The 14,986-nt window shown below is 73.7% G+C and carries 15 protein-coding genes; 7 read left to right on the forward strand and 8 right to left on the reverse strand.

Annotated elements, in window-relative coordinates:
* Positions 1 to 60: 60 nt before the first annotated feature.
* Positions 61 to 477 (reverse strand): organic hydroperoxide resistance protein, encoded by a 417-nt coding sequence (locus FVS66_RS23845; RefSeq protein ID WP_149183231.1) that lies wholly within the window; start codon positions 475 to 477, stop codon positions 61 to 63.
* 97 nt (positions 478 to 574) lie between these two features.
* On the opposite strand from FVS66_RS23845, the gene FVS66_RS23850 reads away from it, so the two are divergent.
* Positions 575 to 1,150, forward strand: coding sequence for a MarR family transcriptional regulator (locus tag FVS66_RS23850; protein ID WP_149183232.1), 576 nt, complete (start codon positions 575 to 577; stop codon positions 1,148 to 1,150).
* Between the two features lie 13 nt (positions 1,151 to 1,163).
* Here the strand turns inward: FVS66_RS23850 and FVS66_RS23855 are convergent, their stop codons facing one another.
* From FVS66_RS23855 to FVS66_RS23870, 4 genes are all read right to left on the reverse strand, one after another.
* Positions 1,164 to 2,507: a carboxyl transferase domain-containing protein gene (locus tag FVS66_RS23855; protein ID WP_149183233.1), complete on the reverse strand. Its 1,344-nt coding sequence runs from the start codon at positions 2,505 to 2,507 to the stop codon at positions 1,164 to 1,166.
* Positions 2,500 to 3,954 carry an acyl-CoA synthetase gene (locus FVS66_RS23860; protein WP_149183234.1) on the reverse strand — a complete coding sequence of 485 codons (1,455 nt, stop codon included), beginning with the start codon at positions 3,952 to 3,954 and terminating at the stop codon, positions 2,500 to 2,502. The genes FVS66_RS23855 and FVS66_RS23860 overlap by 8 nt, the downstream gene beginning before the upstream one ends.
* Positions 3,955 to 4,197: 243 nt before the next feature.
* Entirely contained in the window at positions 4,198 to 4,494 is a 297-nt protein-coding gene (locus FVS66_RS23865) for a hypothetical protein (protein WP_149183235.1), read from the reverse strand.
* Between the two features lie 94 nt (positions 4,495 to 4,588).
* Positions 4,589 to 5,632: a rod shape-determining protein gene (locus FVS66_RS23870; protein ID WP_149183236.1), complete on the reverse strand. Its 1,044-nt coding sequence runs from the start codon at positions 5,630 to 5,632 to the stop codon at positions 4,589 to 4,591.
* Between the two features lie 197 nt (positions 5,633 to 5,829).
* Between FVS66_RS23870 and FVS66_RS23875 the strand changes: the two genes are divergently transcribed.
* Both FVS66_RS23875 and FVS66_RS23880 read left to right on the forward strand, forming a co-directional pair.
* Positions 5,830 to 6,078, forward strand: coding sequence for an SCO4226 family nickel-binding protein (locus FVS66_RS23875; protein ID WP_149183237.1), 249 nt, complete (start codon positions 5,830 to 5,832; stop codon positions 6,076 to 6,078).
* 139 nt (positions 6,079 to 6,217) lie between these two features.
* On the forward strand, positions 6,218 to 7,015 hold the full coding sequence (locus FVS66_RS23880) for a hypothetical protein (protein WP_149183238.1): 798 nt from the start codon (positions 6,218 to 6,220) through the stop codon (positions 7,013 to 7,015).
* Between the two features lie 135 nt (positions 7,016 to 7,150).
* Here FVS66_RS23880 and FVS66_RS23885 read toward each other — a convergent pair whose 3' ends face one another.
* Positions 7,151 to 7,585, reverse strand: a complete 435-nt coding sequence (locus FVS66_RS23885) for a MarR family transcriptional regulator (RefSeq protein WP_149183239.1) — start codon at positions 7,583 to 7,585, stop codon at positions 7,151 to 7,153.
* A 90-nt stretch (positions 7,586 to 7,675) separates the two neighbouring features.
* Here FVS66_RS23885 and FVS66_RS23890 point away from each other — a divergent pair, with 90 nt between their 5' ends.
* The 3 genes from FVS66_RS23890 (at position 7,676) to FVS66_RS23900 (ending at position 10,149) form a co-directional block, all read left to right on the forward strand.
* Complete coding sequence (locus FVS66_RS23890; RefSeq protein ID WP_149183240.1) at positions 7,676 to 8,695, forward strand: NADP-dependent oxidoreductase; 1,020 nt, start codon at positions 7,676 to 7,678, stop codon at positions 8,693 to 8,695.
* Between the two features lie 63 nt (positions 8,696 to 8,758).
* A complete protein-coding gene (locus tag FVS66_RS23895) occupies positions 8,759 to 9,181 on the forward strand; it encodes an organic hydroperoxide resistance protein (RefSeq protein WP_149183241.1) in 423 nt (140 codons plus the stop codon).
* Between the two features lie 176 nt (positions 9,182 to 9,357).
* Entirely contained in the window at positions 9,358 to 10,149 is a 792-nt protein-coding gene (locus tag FVS66_RS23900; RefSeq protein WP_149183242.1) for an EI24 domain-containing protein, read from the forward strand.
* A 95-nt stretch (positions 10,150 to 10,244) separates the two neighbouring features.
* On the opposite strand, the gene FVS66_RS23905 is transcribed toward FVS66_RS23900, so the two are convergent.
* Positions 10,245 to 11,504: a pyroglutamyl peptidase gene (locus FVS66_RS23905; protein ID WP_187645666.1), complete on the reverse strand. Its 1,260-nt coding sequence runs from the start codon at positions 11,502 to 11,504 to the stop codon at positions 10,245 to 10,247.
* A gap of 63 nt (positions 11,505 to 11,567) precedes the next feature.
* Entirely contained in the window at positions 11,568 to 12,224 is a 657-nt protein-coding gene (locus FVS66_RS23910) for a TetR/AcrR family transcriptional regulator (RefSeq protein ID WP_149183243.1), read from the reverse strand.
* Between the two features lie 147 nt (positions 12,225 to 12,371).
* Between FVS66_RS23910 and FVS66_RS23915 the strand changes: the two genes are divergently transcribed.
* Positions 12,372 to 14,846: a glycoside hydrolase family 3 C-terminal domain-containing protein gene (locus FVS66_RS23915; RefSeq protein WP_149183244.1), complete on the forward strand. Its 2,475-nt coding sequence runs from the start codon at positions 12,372 to 12,374 to the stop codon at positions 14,844 to 14,846.
* The last annotated feature ends 140 nt before the right edge of the window (positions 14,847 to 14,986 follow it).

Here is a 14,986-nt window from a genome sequence, read left to right on the forward strand (position 1 = left end):
GCGCCGCGAAGGGCCCCGGACCTGCGCGGTCCGGGGCCCTTCGGCCGTGTGCGGTTCAGGTCACTCGATGACCAGCCGCACGTCGATGTTGCCGCGCGTGGCCTTGGAGTACGGGCAGTACGCGTGGGTCTTCTCCAGCAGATCGCGGCCGGCGTCGCCCTGGAGGTGGTCCGGGAGCTCGACGCGCATGACCACCGCGAGACCGAAGCCGTTGTCGGCCTCGTCCTTGCCGATGCTGACCTCCGCGGTGACCGAGGCGTCCTTGACGTCGATCTTCTCCTGGCGGCCTATCGCACCCATCGCGCTGGCGAAGCACGCGGCGTAACCGGCGGCGAAGAGCTGCTCGGGGTTGGTGCCCTTGTCGTTGCCGCCCAGAGCCTTCGGGAGGCCGAGCGGAAGGTCGATCTGGCCGTCGGAGCTGACGGCGCGGCCCTCGCGGCCGTTGGCCGTGGCGACAGCGGTGTACAGGGCGTTCATGTGCCCGTCCTCTCGGTCAGGGGAAAGTGCGTCGGCGTTATTTCTAGCAAGCAATTCAATTGCACACAACTTGATTGGGTGGGGGTAGCATGGTGGTATGCACCACACGGACACGCACGGCTCGCACGGCGGCGCGCGGGACGAGGACTTCCTCCGTCTCGACCACCAGATCTGCTTCTCGCTGCACGCCGCGACCCGCGCCTTCAACGGCGTCTACCGCATCGCCCTCAAGGACCTGGGCCTGACCTACCCCCAGTACCTCGTGATGCTGGTGCTGTGGGAGCACGGCGAGCTGCCCGTCAAGCGGATCGGCGAGCACCTGCGCCTCGACTCCGGCACGCTCTCCCCACTGCTGAAGCGGCTGGAGGCGGCCGGTTACGTGGAGCGGCGGCGCAGCCCCGAGGACGAGCGGTCCGTCACCGTACGGCCCACCCCGGACGGCACGGCGCTGCGACGGCGGGCCCTCGGGGTGCCGCGCCGCATCTCCGCCGTGACCGGGATGAGCCTGGACGAGCTTCGCGACCTGCGCACCCGGCTGGGCGCCCTGACCGACGCCCTGGACGAGCTCGGCGCCGACGAGCTGGAGAACCTCGCGAACTGCGCCGTCGAGCCGGTCGGCCCGGAGCCGGTCGGCCACGAGACGACCGGCGCGCAGGCCGGGGCCGCCTCCTAGGAGGGCGTCCGCGTCACACGATGCCGCGTACGACCCCCAGCTCCACCAGGTCCTGGGGGCGCAGCCGCAGTTGCTCGGCCGTGTGCGGGGCGTCTTCCGGCGGGCGCTTCAGTATCGCCGCCGCCGGCTCCGGGGCGATCACCGAGAAGTAGCTGTCGGGCGTCGCCCAGGTGTTGTCCGGCGCCGCGAGGGCCAGTGCCCCACCCGAGCCGCCCTCGCCGATCACCAGCGTCGTCACCGGGACCCGCGCCCCGGCCACCGCCGCGAACATGTCCGCGATGGCCGCGCCCGCGCCCGCCCGCTCGGCCTCCGCGTCATTCGCGGCGCCCGGCGTGTCCACCAGAGTCAGCACCGGCAGCCCCAGCCGGTCCGCGAGCCGGACGATCCGCGCGGCCGTGCGGTACCCGGCGGGCCTGGTCGCCGTCCCGCACTGGGCCGCGTACGCGATGCCGTAGCCGTCGCGGAGGCCGATCCCGCACAGCATCCCCGGGTCCGTACCGCCGCACCGGTCACCGACGAGCGGCAGACGTTCGGTGAAGTACGCGTCCAGATAGGCCTCCGCGCGCGGCCGCGCCGTGTCCCGTGCCCTCCGCACCGCTTCCCAGCCGCTCCCCGGGAGCCCGCCGCCCCCGCCGAGGGCCAGCGGTGGGGGAGCCGCGCCGGACGCGGGGCGGCTGAGCGCGGCCAGCCAGTGTCCCAGCGCCGTACGCAGCTCACCGGCCGGCACCACCGCGTCGACGTGCCCCGCCGCCAGCTGCCCTTCGGCCGTGTACGCCGCCGGGTCCGCGTCCGCGGGCCGCACTCGCGCCCCGGCGAACCCGATCTGCGCGCCGGGCAGGGCAAGGCGCACATCGGCGCCCGCGCCGACCGTCGCCCAACCGCCGCCGGTCGCCGGATCCCGCAGCACCGTGACGTGCGGTACGCCCGCGTCCCGCAGGAGCACCGTCTCGCGCGCGACCCGCTGGAGCTGGGTGAGCGCGACCATGCCCTCCTGCATCCGGCTCCCGCCCGTCGCGACCAGCGATACCAGCGGGACGCGGCGTTCGCGCGCGAGCCGGTACGCGGCACCGATCCGGTCGCCGGTGCGCTCGCCCAGCGAGCCGCCCAGGAAGCCGAACTCGAACGCCAGCAGCGCGCACGGCACGCCGGAGACCTCCGCCTCGCCGTACACCACCGACTCGTCCTCGCCGGTCCGCTCCGCCGCCCGGCCGCGCGCGGCGCCGTACCCCTCCCACGCGAGGGGCCCGTCGGGCGCCGCCGCCGTGCCTTCGGGAGCGGGCGGGGGGTGCTCGGTGAAGGCGTCCGTCACCAGCGCTATCGCCTCACGGGCCGTCAGCCGTGCCGTCGGCTCAGCCATGGAGGGCCCGCTTCATGACCTTGCCCATGTCGTTGCGGGGCAGCGCGTCCAGGTAGCGCACGACGCGGGGGCGCTTGTACGGGGCGAGCTGCGCCGCGACATGACCGGCGAGCTCCTCCGCCGACGGGGGCGCCCCCGGGTCGGCCGGTACGACCCAGGCCACGACCCGCTCACCCAGATCCGTGTCCGGCTCCCCGGTCACGGCCGCCTCGCGCACGGAGGGATGGCCGAGGAGCACGTTCTCGATCTCCCCCGCACCGATCTTGTAGCCGCCGCTCTTGATGAGGTCCGTGGCCTTGCGCCCCACGAGCCGTACCGACCCGTCCGCGTCCCGCACGGCCATGTCGCCGGTCCGGAACCAGTCGCCGTCGAAGGCGGCGGCCGTGGCGTCCGGGCGGTTCAGGTACTCCGTGAACAGGTTCGGCCCGCGCACCTGGATCTCGCCCACCGTCTCCCCGTCGTTGGTGGGGAGGGGCGTCCCGTCCTCCTGGACCAGTCGCAGCTCGACGCCGTGCAGCGGCAGGCCGACGGAGCCGGGGCGTGAACCGGGGGCGTTGGGGTCGATCCCCACGGAGCAGAGCATCAGCGTCTCCGTCATGCCGTACCGCTCGACGATCCGCCGCCCGGTCGCGGCGGTGATCCGCTCGTGGTCGGGCAGCGGCAGCGCGGCCGAGCCGGAGACCAGCAGCCGGGCGCCCGCGAGCGCCTTGGCCAGCTCCGGGTCCGTGTCGAGTGCCTCGGCGATGCGGTGGTACATCGTCGGCACGCCGAACAGCATGGTCGCGCCGTCCGCCAGTTCGCGCCGTACGCCCTCGGCCGAGAACCGGCCCAGGTGCCGGACGCTCCCGCCGCGGCGCAGCGGGCCGAGCACGCCGAGGACCAGGCCGTGGACGTGGAACAGCGGCAGCGCGTGGACGAGGACGTCGTCGGCGGTCCATGCCCAGGCGTCGGCGAGCGCGTCGAGCGTCGCCGCGACGGCCCGCCGGGGGAGGACGGCGCCCTTGGGCGGGCCGGTCGTGCCGGACGTGTAGACGATCAGCGCGGGGGCGTCGGGCCCTGGCTCGGCGGGCGGTCGCCCCGCTTCGTCCCCGGATGTGGGCACGTCGACGCGGGGCAGCCGGGCGAGGGGACCGGGGAGCTCGTCGCCGGGGGCGGCCAGCACCAGGGCGGGCGCGCTGTCGGTGACGATGTGCGTCAGCTCCCGCTCGCCGGTTCTCGGATTGAGCGGTACGGCCGGGACGCCGGCGAGCAGGGCGGCGACCACCGCGACGGCGGTCTCCGGGGCCGGTGTCGCCCACACGGCGACCCGTCCGGCGCCCGCCAGCCGGGGCGTCAGAGCGGCCGCCGCTGCCCGGAGTCCGCCGTAGGTGAGGGTGCGCTCGCCGAACCGCAGGGCGGGCCGCCGGTCGTCCGGTCCGGCGGTGAGCGCCGGAAAGAGGGAACTCACGGGTCGTCCTCCTCGCATCGCTGCACAGGCTGTCCCGCCATGGTCGCAGCCGCCACCGACAACACTGCGGCCGGCCGGGCCGCGCGGCCGAAAGGACCCGGTGAGGCCACCTCTGTCCGTCCGCGCCTCCGCCTGTCCGCCCGTCCGCCCGGCCGCGCCCGCGTCAAGACCCCGGCGGGGTGCCCGGCGCGGCCGGGCCGCGCTGGACCGCGTACACGTACACCGTCGCCGGAGCCTTCGGGCTCACGGGCCTTCAGGAGGCTCTTGCGGCTCAGCGCTTGAGGTGGAACCCCAGCAGCGCGCCTCGCTGCCGTTGCGCTCCGCGGGCGTGATGTCGACGTGCCCGCCGGTGCCGCTGAAGTGGCCCGTGCCGCCGGTGGCGGCGAACGTCACACACGTCGCCAGGTTCGCGACCTCCTCGCCGCCCGTGAAGACGAGGTTGCCCATGTCGGTGAGACGCACGGTGCCGTCGAGAAGGAGGCTGCCGCCTTCGAGGAACCGGATCCGGGTCGGCGCGTCACCGGCCTTCCTCCCGTTCATGAACGCGGGGTCCTCGGTGAGGACGGTGTCTCCGGGGTCCGTCTCGGTGAAGCTGCCGAAGGCCGGCTCCTGGCTGACGAGTACGCTCGCCGCCTCACTCGGCGTCGGCGAGCGGGTCCAGCGTCAGCGGCTCGATACGGCCTTCGAGCATCTCGCCGAGCCCGAGGACGGAGCAGACGTCCGGACGTTCGGCGATCTGGACGGGCATACCGGTCGCGTTGCGCAGCATCTGGTCCAGGCCGGGCAGCCGGGCGCTGCCGCCGACCATCATGATTCCTCGGTCGGCGAGGTCGGCGACCAGGTCGGGCGGGCAGTCCCGCAGTACCTTGCCGATGCCGTCGAGTACGGCGGTGAGCGGGGTGTGAATGGCCTGGCGCACCGCCGCGGTGTCCACGAGCACCGACCGGGCCAGGCCGGTCGCCACGTCCCGGCCGTGGATCTCCGTGGAGGACGGGCCCTGGGTGGTGAGGCCGTTGCCGTGCAGGGCCAGCTGGAGGGGGCGTACGGACTGGCTGGGCAGCATCAGCTCGTGCTGGTGGCGCAGGTACTGGATGACTGCGTGGTCGATGGCGTCGCCGCCGATCGGGATGCGCTCTGCGGTGACGATCGAGCCGAGGGAGAGCACCGCGACCTGGGTGGTCGCCGCCCCGCACACCAGGATCATGGTCGCGGTCGGCTGCGCGATGGGCAGTCCGCAGCCGACGGCCGCCGCGATCAGGGTGTCGACGAGTTCGACGCGCCGCGCGCCCAGCCCGACCATGGTCTCGATGGTCGCGCGCTGTGCGAGCGGGTCGCTGTCGTGCGGGGTGCAGGCGGCGGCGCGGAGCATCGGCTTGCGGCGCAGCTGACGGCGGAGCTTCTCGCCGAGGAGGCTGCAGAGCATCCGCTGGGCCATGTCGATGTCGACGACGCTGCCGCCGGAGACGGGGCGGACGACGCGGATGTAGTCGGGCGTGCGGCCGGTCATCTTCTCGGCGAACGCCCCGACCGCGATGAGGGCGCCGGTGCGGGTGTTCACGGCGGCCACGCTCGGCTCGTCGACGACGAGCCCGGCGCCCTTCACGAAGACCCGGGTCCTGGCGGCCCCGAGGTCGACGGCGACATGGCAGCGGCGCAACTGCTCAAGACTGACGGTCACGGCAGATCCTCCCGAGAGCGGTGTGTGTCTGCATCGTGCGATCAGCCGGGCCTACGCGCGCGCTGGGCTGCGCCGTAGGGGGTACGGACCTGACGGGTGGTCAGTCGAGTGGCGCAGGCGTCGCCCGGCGCGACACGCGCGCGGGGCGGGCGCACTATGGGAGGAGGGCACAACGCCAGGACGGAGGTGCGGACGTCATGGGTAGGTTCATGGACGTTCACCACGAGATGAAGGGCATCACCACGGAGCAGCTGCGTGAGGCCCACCAGGCGGACCTCGCCCACGAGAAGCCGGAAGGCGTGCACTTCGAGCGCGCCTGGGCCGACCCGCAGTCCGGGATCGTGTACTGCCTGTCCTCGGGGCCGTCGAAGGAGGCGGTGCAGCGCGTCCACGAGAAGTCCGGTCACAAGGCCGACGAGATCCACGAGGTACCCATCGAGGTGTGAGCGACCGGTCACGGTGGGTGCGATTACACCGTTACGTCCGAGGGGTCGAACAGGCGCACCCGAGTGAGGGTCTTCCACACGAGATCCTCACATGGTCTCCAGTGCTTGGGCTCGGTCCGCCGCATACTCTGCGGGCGCCATGGATTACTGCCACCAGTGTCAGCGGCACCTCAACGGAGCCCTGGCCTGCGCCGGGTGCGGTACGCCTGTCGAGGAGCTCCGGCGTGACGACCCCCACATATCCGCGGCGGACCGCGTCTTCGAGCTGGCTCGCGACGAGGAGGTGCCGCCGGCGGCACCTCGCCGTGCGCAGCGTGGCACGTCCCGCCGTGCCACCCGGGCGAGCGGCCGCCGGGCTCGCAGACGCCGCGGCCGCAACATCCTGCTCGGTTTCACGGGCCTGGTGCTGGCGGCGGGCGCCCTGAGCCTGGCCCGGCTGGCGATGGAGCACCCGGCGGGCGGCGGCCCGGCGACCGCCGTACGGCAGGACGACGTGGCCGAGCCCGAGCCGCTGCCCGACCCGTCAGACAGCGCCGAGCCCCCGGAGGACCCGGACACGGTCGACGAGTCCGCCTCCGTGTCGGAGCCGTCGGGCGGCGTGTCCGTCTCGGCCGACGCCGGCGCCGGCGAGGACGACGGCGAGGACGACGGCGGCGGTGGCGCGTCGGGTGTGCCGGGGGCCTCCGCGTCCGGCGACGGCGCGGGCGTCGGCTCCGAGGAGGGTGCCGGGCCGGACAAGGCCAAGGGCGGGCTGAAGGGCTCGTCGAAGCCGGACGCGTCCCCGTCCTCCTCCGCCTCGCTCCCCGCGTCGTCCTCCGTGGCGCCGTCGGCCACGTCCTCGGCGCCGATCGGCGACCCGGCCCCGGACCCCACCACGGTCACCCCCGCTCCGGCGTCCACGGAGACCTGCCGCCAGTGGCTGTGGTGGTGCTTCTGACCGCACGCCGAGCCGCGGGACCGGCCCTGCGCCGGCCCCGTCGCACAGCGGTGCGATCAGCGGTGCGCTGACCCTGGTCCGGAGCCGCGCGGCCCGGTGGGCGGGCGTTCGGGCGAGGGGCAGGCAGGCAGGCGGTCAGGCGGGCGGTTCGCCCAGCATGCGGCGCAGGAGGTCCCGCAGCAGGGCCCGTTCCGCCGCCGTCAGGCCGGCCAGCGGTTCGCGGGCGAAGTCCAGGGCCTCCCGCAGGCGGCGCGCGGTGGCGCGGCCCTCGGCCGTCGGGGCGGCCAGTTTGACGCGGCGGTCCGCCGGGTCGGGGCGCCGCTCCACGAGGCCACGGGCCTCCAGGCGGTCGACGATGCCCGTCACGTTGGACGGCTCGCAGCGCAGCGACACGGCGATGCGCCGCATCGGCATGGGCTCCAGCCAGAGCAGGCTCAGGACTCGCGCCTGGGCACCGGTCAGCGAGTGCTGCGCGGCGGCCTGCTCGTACTCCTCGTGGTAGCGGGCCACGACCGTGCCGATGAGTTCCACGACCTCGAGTGTGAGCGGGTCTGTGCGTGTGCTGGCCATGTCCACAAGCTTACCCCTTTACTTGACAACCTGAAATATCGAGGAGCATGGTTGTTTCACGTCATGAAACATCTCCAGGAGGCACGCAGCATGTCCGCACTCCCCGCCACCGGCCGTGAATGGCACCTCGTCGCCCGCCCGCACGGCTGGCCGAAGCCGGAGGACTTCGCGCTCCGCGAGGCCCCGGTCGCGGCGCCGGGCGAGGGCCGCATCCTCGTTCGCAACCTGCACTTCTCCGTGGACCCGTACATGCGCGGCCGCATGAACGACGTGAAGTCGTACGTCCCGCCGTTCCAGCTGGACCAGCCCATGGAGGGCGGCGCGGTCGGCGAGGTCATCGCCTCCGAGGCCGAGGGCTTCGCGGTCGGCGACCACGTCCTGCACGGTCTCGGCTGGCGAGAGTACGCCGAGGTGGCGGCCCGGCACGCCACCAAGGTCGACGGCTCCGTCGCCCCCCTCAGCGCCTACCTCGGCGTCCTCGGCATGCCGGGCCTGACCGCCTACGCCGGTCTCTTCGAGACGGCCTCCTTCAAGGAGGGCGACGCGGTCTTCGTCTCCGGCGCGGCCGGTGCCGTCGGCAGCCAGGTCGGCCAGATGGCCAAGCTCAAGGGTGCCTCCCGGGTGATCGGCTCCGCCGGCTCGGACGAGAAGGTCAGGCTGCTGGTGGAGGAGTACGGCTTCGACGCCGCCTTCAACTACAAGGACGGCCCGGTGGCCAAGCAGCTGAAGGAGGCCGCCCCCGACGGCATCGACGTCTACTTCGACAACGTCGGCGGAGACCACCTGGAAGCCGCGATCTCCTCGCTCAATGTGCACGGCCGCGCCACCATCTGCGGCATGATCGCCCAGTACAACGACACGGAGCCGGCCCCGGGCCCGCGCAACCTGGCGCTGGTCATAGGCAAGCGGCTGCGCCTCCAGGGCGTGCTCGTCAGTGACCACGCCGCCCTCCAGCCGCGCTTCGTCGAAGAGGTCGCCGGCTGGCTCCGCTCCGGCGAGCTGAAGTACAACGAGACGGTCGTCGAGGGCATGGAGAAGGGCGTCGACGCCTTCCTCGGCCTGCTCCGCGGTGACAACACGGGCAAGATGATCGTTTCACCTGCCCGCTAGGCTCCCTCCAGGCCGTCGCGATCGTGGGCGCGAGTCGCGGCGCATCACAGGAGGAACCTCTACATGTCCATCCAGCAGTCCGACGTCGTGTACACCGCTGTCGCCACCGCCGAGAACGGCCGGGACGGCCGCGTGGCCACGGACGACGGGGCGCTCGACGTGGTCGTCAACCCGCCCAAGGCGATGGGCGGCTCCGGTGCGGGCACCAACCCGGAGCAGCTCTTCGCCGCCGGCTTCAGCGCGTGCTTCCAGGGCGCGCTCGGCGTCGTCGCCCGTCAGGAGAACGCCGACGTGTCCGGCTCGAAGGTCACCGCCGAGGTCGGCATCGGCAAGAACGACGACGGCTTCGGGATCATAGTGAAGATCTCCGCCACGATCCCGAACGTGGACGCCACCACCGCCAGGGACCTCATCGAGAAGGCCCACCGGGTCTGCCCGTACTCCAAGGCGACCCGCGGCAACATCGAGGTCGAGCTCGCCGTCTGATCGCACGGACGCGCGCGCAGCACCTCACACGGCAAGGGCCGCGCCCCGCTCAGGGGGCGCGGCCCTTCGCCGTACGCGCCCGAGCCACGGGGTGAGGGGAGTCATGGGCCGCCCCGGGTCACGGAGAGACCGGAGGCACGGGCCGGCCGGCCAAGCCGCCTCGATAGGGTGACCCCATGGGTGATCTTCGCAAGGGCTTCGGCTATCTCGTGCAGGGGCAGCGGTGGGTCGGCCGGCACGGCCGCTGGTACGGCTTCGGGCTGCTCCCGGGCCTCCTCACCCTCGTCCTGTACGCGGGCGCCCTGACCGGTCTCGCCTACGGCGCCGACGACCTGACCGCCTGGGCGACGCCCTTCGCCGACGACTGGTCGTCGCCCTGGCAGGCCCTGTTCCGCGGCTTCCTCACCGTCCTGGTCTTCGCCCTCGGCCTGTTCCTCGCCGTGATCACCTTCACCGCGGTGACGCTGCTGGTCGGCCAGCCCTTCTACGAGTCGCTCTCCGAGGAGGTCGACCGCACCGAGGGCGGCTACGTCGCGCACTCCGGGCTGCCCCTCTGGCGCGAGCTGTGGATCTCCGCCAGGGACAGCCTGCGGATCCTGGTGCGCGTGGCGTTCTACGGCGTGCTGCTCTTCGCCGCCGGGTTCATCCCGGTCGTCGGCCAGACCGTCGTCCCCGTGATCGGCTTCTGCGTCTCCGGCTTCTTCCTCACCGAGGAGCTCACGGCCGTCGCGTTCCAGCGCCGCCGCCTCGAACTGAAGGAGCGCCTGGAGCTGCTGCGCGGCCGCCGCATGCTGACCCTCGGCTTCGGCGTCCCGCTGACCCTGGCGTACCTGGTGCCGCTGGCGGCGGTCTTCCTGATGCCGGGCGCGGTGGCAGGCGCGACCCTGATGGCCCGCGAACTCGCGCCCGCCGCGCAGGATCCGGACCCGGAGCCCGGCTCCCGGCCGTACAGCCTCCAGAAGGACTGAGGGCCGCCACCAGGGGCCGACCGGCCCGCCGCGGCCCTGTCTCCCATGTCCGTGGGGCTGGGTGTCAGCCCGGACCGAGCGGGCTCACGCCTGCCTCACCGCCCCGCGCCGACCGCGACCGTGATGATCGCGCGGACCTGTGCCGTGATCGCCGCCCTGTTCCGCAGGAACTCCGCGTCCTGCACCTCGCCCGTGTCGCCCTCGCCGAACCGCAGCACCGGCGTGTGCACATGCCCGCCCGGCAGCCCGGACAGCCCCAGACGGTCGCGGAGCAGGGTGGCCCGGTAGGCGATCTCGTTGGACAGGTAGTCACCCCCGCCGCCCGCACGGGCCGCCGACCCGGGCGTCGGCCCGTCGGGGCGCACCACCGGGCCGGATGCGCCCGCCGGCACCTCGGTCACCCGTGTGTTGTCGTACACCGGGAACGGACCGGTGTCCGCCGCCACGATCGCCGCGTACGGCAGGCTCGTCACCGTCCACTGCGGCTGCCCGGCCGGGTCGTCGACCGGCACGGTCCCGGTCACGGAGACGTTGTCGTTGTCCGGGAACCCGCCCCGCCAGGCCCCGTTGAACCGCTCGATGTCGAACCGTCCCACCCGGCCCTGGCTGACGGTCGTGAACAGGTCCACGCGCGGCAGCTGCCGGCGCAGCGTGCGCTCCACGGTGGCGTCCGCGAAGTCCTGCCAGCGCACCGGGAACACCGCAGTCTCCACCCGCGCCCACGATCCGTCCGACGTACGGATCAGCGCTCCGTCGAGGGCCAGCGCCGCCGCGCCCGACGGATTGCTGATCCGGATGTCCCGGTCCAGAGTGAACGGGTCGAACCCGGTCATCACCACACGCTTGACGCCGCGGCCCGCCGGGAAGCGGATCGAGTCCTGGCCGCGCGACGCCGACTCCAGCCGGTCGAGCAGCCGTGCCCGCGCCCCCGCCGAGAGTCCGAAGTCCGGCTCCCAGGAGCGCAGTTCCCGGGTCATACCGAGCCGCGCCCAGTACAGCGGCCGGTCGTCGTCCCGGGCCAGATCGCCACGCGCCGGGCCCCGGCCCTGCGCTCGGTCCACGGCCCGCCGCCACAGCGCCGACCCGTGCCGTACGACGGCCCGCTCGGCCTCCGCGTACGACCCCGCCCGCGTCAGCGCCGCCGCGAACCGCGGCGCCGTGGTGTCGAACCCGGCGCGCCGCAGGATCTCTCGCGGCACGGCCCGGTCGAGGCGGCGCTCCTCGACGGTGGAGCCCGGCGCCGCCTCCGCCGCCGTCCCGCCGGGGGACGCGGACGCCGGCGCTGTGCCGAGGGTGAGCCAGGTGACGACTGACGTGAGGGCGAGGCCCAGCGTGGTGGTGCGTATCCGTGGCACGGGAATCCTTCCGTCGGGTGCGGGAAGTATCCCGGCCCGCCCGCAACTCCCGCCACCACGCGTCTACTTGTTCTCCCCAGCCTCTGACGGCCCCGGCTGCTCCGACGGTCCCGGCCGCTCCGACGTCCCCGCCGGGCCGGACGAGTCCCGCATCCCCAACAGGCCCAGGAGGTCACGGAACGCCGATGCCATGTCCACCGCCTCCGGATCCAGCAGCCACTGGTACTGGAGCCCGTCCAGCACCGCCGTCAGCAGCGGAGCGGCGCGCTCCGGGGTGAGGCCGCCCGGCAGCCGCTCGCCGAACTCGGCCCGCAGCAGCGCCGCCATGTCGGCTCGCACCTGGGTGTAGCGGCGGGTGAAGAAGTCCCGCGCCGGGTGCTCCTCCGTGACGCTCTCGCCGAGCAGCGCCGAGAAGGTCTGGACGATGCCGGGGCGCATCGCGTTGTAGTCGACGAGCGTGGCCAGCAGGTCCAGCCGCCAGGCCCCCCGGCCGGTCGCCCCTGCGCCGCCCGTGTCCCACTGGTCGCGCTCCTCCAGCACGGCGACGAGCAGCGCCTCCTTGCTGGGGTAGTGGTGCAGCAGCCCCTGCTGGGTGAGCCCCGCCCGCTCGGCGACGGCCGCCAGCGACGCACCCCGGTAGCCGCGTTCGGCGATCACCTCGAAGGCCGCGCGGAGGATGTCCGCGCGGCGCTCCTCGCTCCTGGGTCTGGCAGCCGTCATCTCGCGCTTCCTTCCCGTCGTTCCCGCATCAGGACGGTACGCCATCCACGGACAGTGAAGTCACGAAGGGATAACAACGCCTACTGGTCGACAGATTGGAGGTCCACCATGGACGCTCACACCCCCCGAGGGACAGGAGGTGCGGTCATGACGGCCGACAAGGCGGTGGAGGCGGCGCTCGGCGCACTCGACCTGGACACCAAGGCGCGGCTCCTGGCAGGCCAGGACATGTGGACCCTCCCGGCCGTTCCCGCGATCGGCCTCGCGTCCCTCGTCATGTCGGACGGCCCCGTCGGCGTGCGGGGCGTCCGCTGGACCGCCGACGACCCGTCCGTCACCCTGCCGTCGCCGACCGCGCTCGCCGCCACCTGGGACCCGGACCTCGCCCGCCGCGCCGGCCGCCTCCTCGCCCAGGAGGCCCGCCGCAAGGGTGTCCACGTACTGCTCGCCCCGACCGTGAACCTGCACCGCTCGCCGCTGGGCGGCCGCCACTTCGAGGCGTACAGCGAGGACCCGTACCTCACCGGCGAGATCGGCACCGGTTACGTACGCGGTGTACAGGACGGCGGAGTCGCCGCCACCGTCAAGCACTTCGTCGCCAACGACGCCGAGACCGACCGTTTCACCGTCGACAACGTCGTCGCCCCCCGCGCGCTGCGCGAGCTGTACCTCGCCCCGTTCGAGGCGATCGTCCATGACGCCCGCCCCTGGGGCGTCATGGCCGCGTACAACCAGGTCAACGGCGTCACGATGACCGAGCACCGGCACCTCCAGACCGACGTCCTGCGAGGCGAGTGGGGCTTCGACGGGTTCATCGTCTCCGACTGGCTGGCCGCCCGCTCCACCACCGGGGCGCTGCGGGGCGGCCTCGACGTCGCCATGCCGGGGCCGTACACCGTGTACGGGGAGGCACTGGCCGCCGCCGTCCGGGCCGGGGCGCTCGACGAGGCGCTCGTCGACGCGGCCGTACGGAACGTGCTGCGCCTCGCCGCCCGAGTCGGTGCCCTGGACGGGGTCGAACCGGCCGTCACCGCGCTGCCGGAACCCGTCGACGGCGCGGCGCTCGCCCGCGAGATCGCCTGCCGCTCCTTCGTCCTCGTACGGAACGCGGACGACGTACTGCCCCTCGACCTCGACTCCGACCTCGACTCCGGCGCCGACTTCGACCTCGACTCCGGCCCCGGCCGCCGTATCGCCCTCATCGGCTCCGCCGCCCGCGACGCCCGGATCCTCGGCGGCGGCTCCGCCGAGGTCTTTCCCGCCCGTACGGTCTCCCCGCTCGACGGTCTCACGGGCGCCCTGCCCGACGGCGTCACTCTCACGTACGCCGTCGGCGCCACCCCCAGCGACGAAGCGTCCCCCGCCGGACCGGGGTTCACGCTGCGCGCCGTCTGCCGCGAAGCCACCGGCGCCGTCCTCGCCGACACCCCGCTGCCCACCGGTCAGATCCAGTGGCTCGGCACCGACCTGCCCGCCGGCGTGACGCACGAGAAGCTGCACAGCGTCGAGATCAACGGTATGTTCACCCCGCGCGCGAGCGGCGCCCACAGCTTCGGCACACGCGGCCCCGGCGCCTTCACGCTCACCGTCGCCGGGCGGACCCTGTACGACGGGGTCCAGGCGATGGGTGACGAGGCCGACCCGTTCGAGGCGTTCACCGGCACCCCCGTCGAGCGCGGCACGGTGGCCCTCACCGAGGGCGTACCCGTCCAGGTGTCCCTCCGCCACACCGTCGACCGCGGCCGGCCGCGCCCGCTGCCCGCCGTCGTGTTCTCGCTCGTGCACCGCCCGCCGCTCCGCGACCCCGACGAGCTGATCGCCGAGGCCGCCGCGGCCGCCCGCGCCGCCGACACCGCCATCGTGGTGGTCGCCACGACGGAGCGCGTCGAGTCCGAAGGCTACGACCGCACCGACCTGAAGCTCCCCGGCCGCCAGGACGACCTCGTAAGGTCCGTGGCCGCCGCCAACCCGCGCACGGTCGTCGTCGTCAACGCGGGCGCGCCCGTGGAGATGCCCTGGCGCGAGGACGTCGCCGCGGTGCTGCTCGGCTGGTTCCCGGGCCAGGAGGGCGGCGCCGCGCTTGCCGACGTCCTCCTCGGCGCCGAGGAGCCGGGCGGCCGCCTGCCCACCACCTGGCCGGCCACGCTCGCCGACGCCCCGGTCACCGATGTCACCCCGACGGACGGGGAACTCCACTACACGGAGGGCCTGTTCATCGGCTACCGAGCCTGGGACCGGGCGTCCGGTCCCGCACCCGCGTACCCGTTCGGCCACGGCCTCGGCTACACCACCTGGGAGTACGAGTCCCTGGAGGCCACCCCCACCACGGCCCGGGTCCAGATCCGCAACACCGGCACCCGCCCCGGCCGCGAGATCGTCCAGCTCTACGTCGCCCCCCGCGCCGACCTGGCCGAACGGCCCGCCCGCTGGCTCATCGGCTTCGCGACCGCCGAGGCCGCGCCCGGCGAGGCCGTCGAGGCGGAGATCCGGCTGGCGCCCCGGCTCTTCGACATCTGGGACGAGGAGGCAGAGGCCTGGACGACCGTGCCCGGCGTGTACGAGATCCAGGCAGGCCGCTCACTCACGGACTCCCGCCTCCGCGTCACCCTGGAACTCGACTGACGGCCCGGCCTCAGCGCGTCCCGAAGCCGTACCGCGTCTCAAGCCCGGCCCCGTCCAGGTGGTCCGGCGCGTACACCTGTGGCCGGGCTTCGTCGTCCACACCGTCACCAGACGGCCCGTCACCGGCGAGTACAGCTCGG

The organism is Streptomyces sp. TRM49041, assembly GCF_008271805.1.
GTDB lineage: Bacteria > Actinomycetota > Actinomycetes > Streptomycetales > Streptomycetaceae > Streptomyces.

Excerpts from the sequence above, each read along its gene's own strand:
- FVS66_RS23845 (WP_149183231.1), bottom strand. The coding sequence starts at position 477 with ATGAACGCCCTGTACACCGCTGTCGCCACGGCCAACGGCCGCGAGGGC.
- FVS66_RS23850 (WP_149183232.1), top strand. The coding sequence starts at position 575 with ATGCACCACACGGACACGCACGGCTCGCACGGCGGCGCGCGGGACGAG.
- FVS66_RS23855 (WP_149183233.1), bottom strand. The coding sequence starts at position 2,507 with ATGGCTGAGCCGACGGCACGGCTGACGGCCCGTGAGGCGATAGCGCTG.
- FVS66_RS23865 (WP_149183235.1), bottom strand. The coding sequence starts at position 4,494 with ATGAACGGGAGGAAGGCCGGTGACGCGCCGACCCGGATCCGGTTCCTC.
- FVS66_RS23875 (WP_149183237.1), top strand. The coding sequence starts at position 5,830 with ATGGGTAGGTTCATGGACGTTCACCACGAGATGAAGGGCATCACCACG.
- FVS66_RS23880 (WP_149183238.1), top strand. The coding sequence starts at position 6,218 with ATGGATTACTGCCACCAGTGTCAGCGGCACCTCAACGGAGCCCTGGCC.
- FVS66_RS23885 (WP_149183239.1), bottom strand. The coding sequence starts at position 7,585 with ATGGCCAGCACACGCACAGACCCGCTCACACTCGAGGTCGTGGAACTC.
- FVS66_RS23890 (WP_149183240.1), top strand. The coding sequence starts at position 7,676 with ATGTCCGCACTCCCCGCCACCGGCCGTGAATGGCACCTCGTCGCCCGC.
- FVS66_RS23895 (WP_149183241.1), top strand. The coding sequence starts at position 8,759 with ATGTCCATCCAGCAGTCCGACGTCGTGTACACCGCTGTCGCCACCGCC.
- FVS66_RS23900 (WP_149183242.1), top strand. The coding sequence starts at position 9,358 with ATGGGTGATCTTCGCAAGGGCTTCGGCTATCTCGTGCAGGGGCAGCGG.
- FVS66_RS23910 (WP_149183243.1), bottom strand. The coding sequence starts at position 12,224 with ATGACGGCTGCCAGACCCAGGAGCGAGGAGCGCCGCGCGGACATCCTC.
- FVS66_RS23915 (WP_149183244.1), top strand. The coding sequence starts at position 12,372 with ATGACGGCCGACAAGGCGGTGGAGGCGGCGCTCGGCGCACTCGACCTG.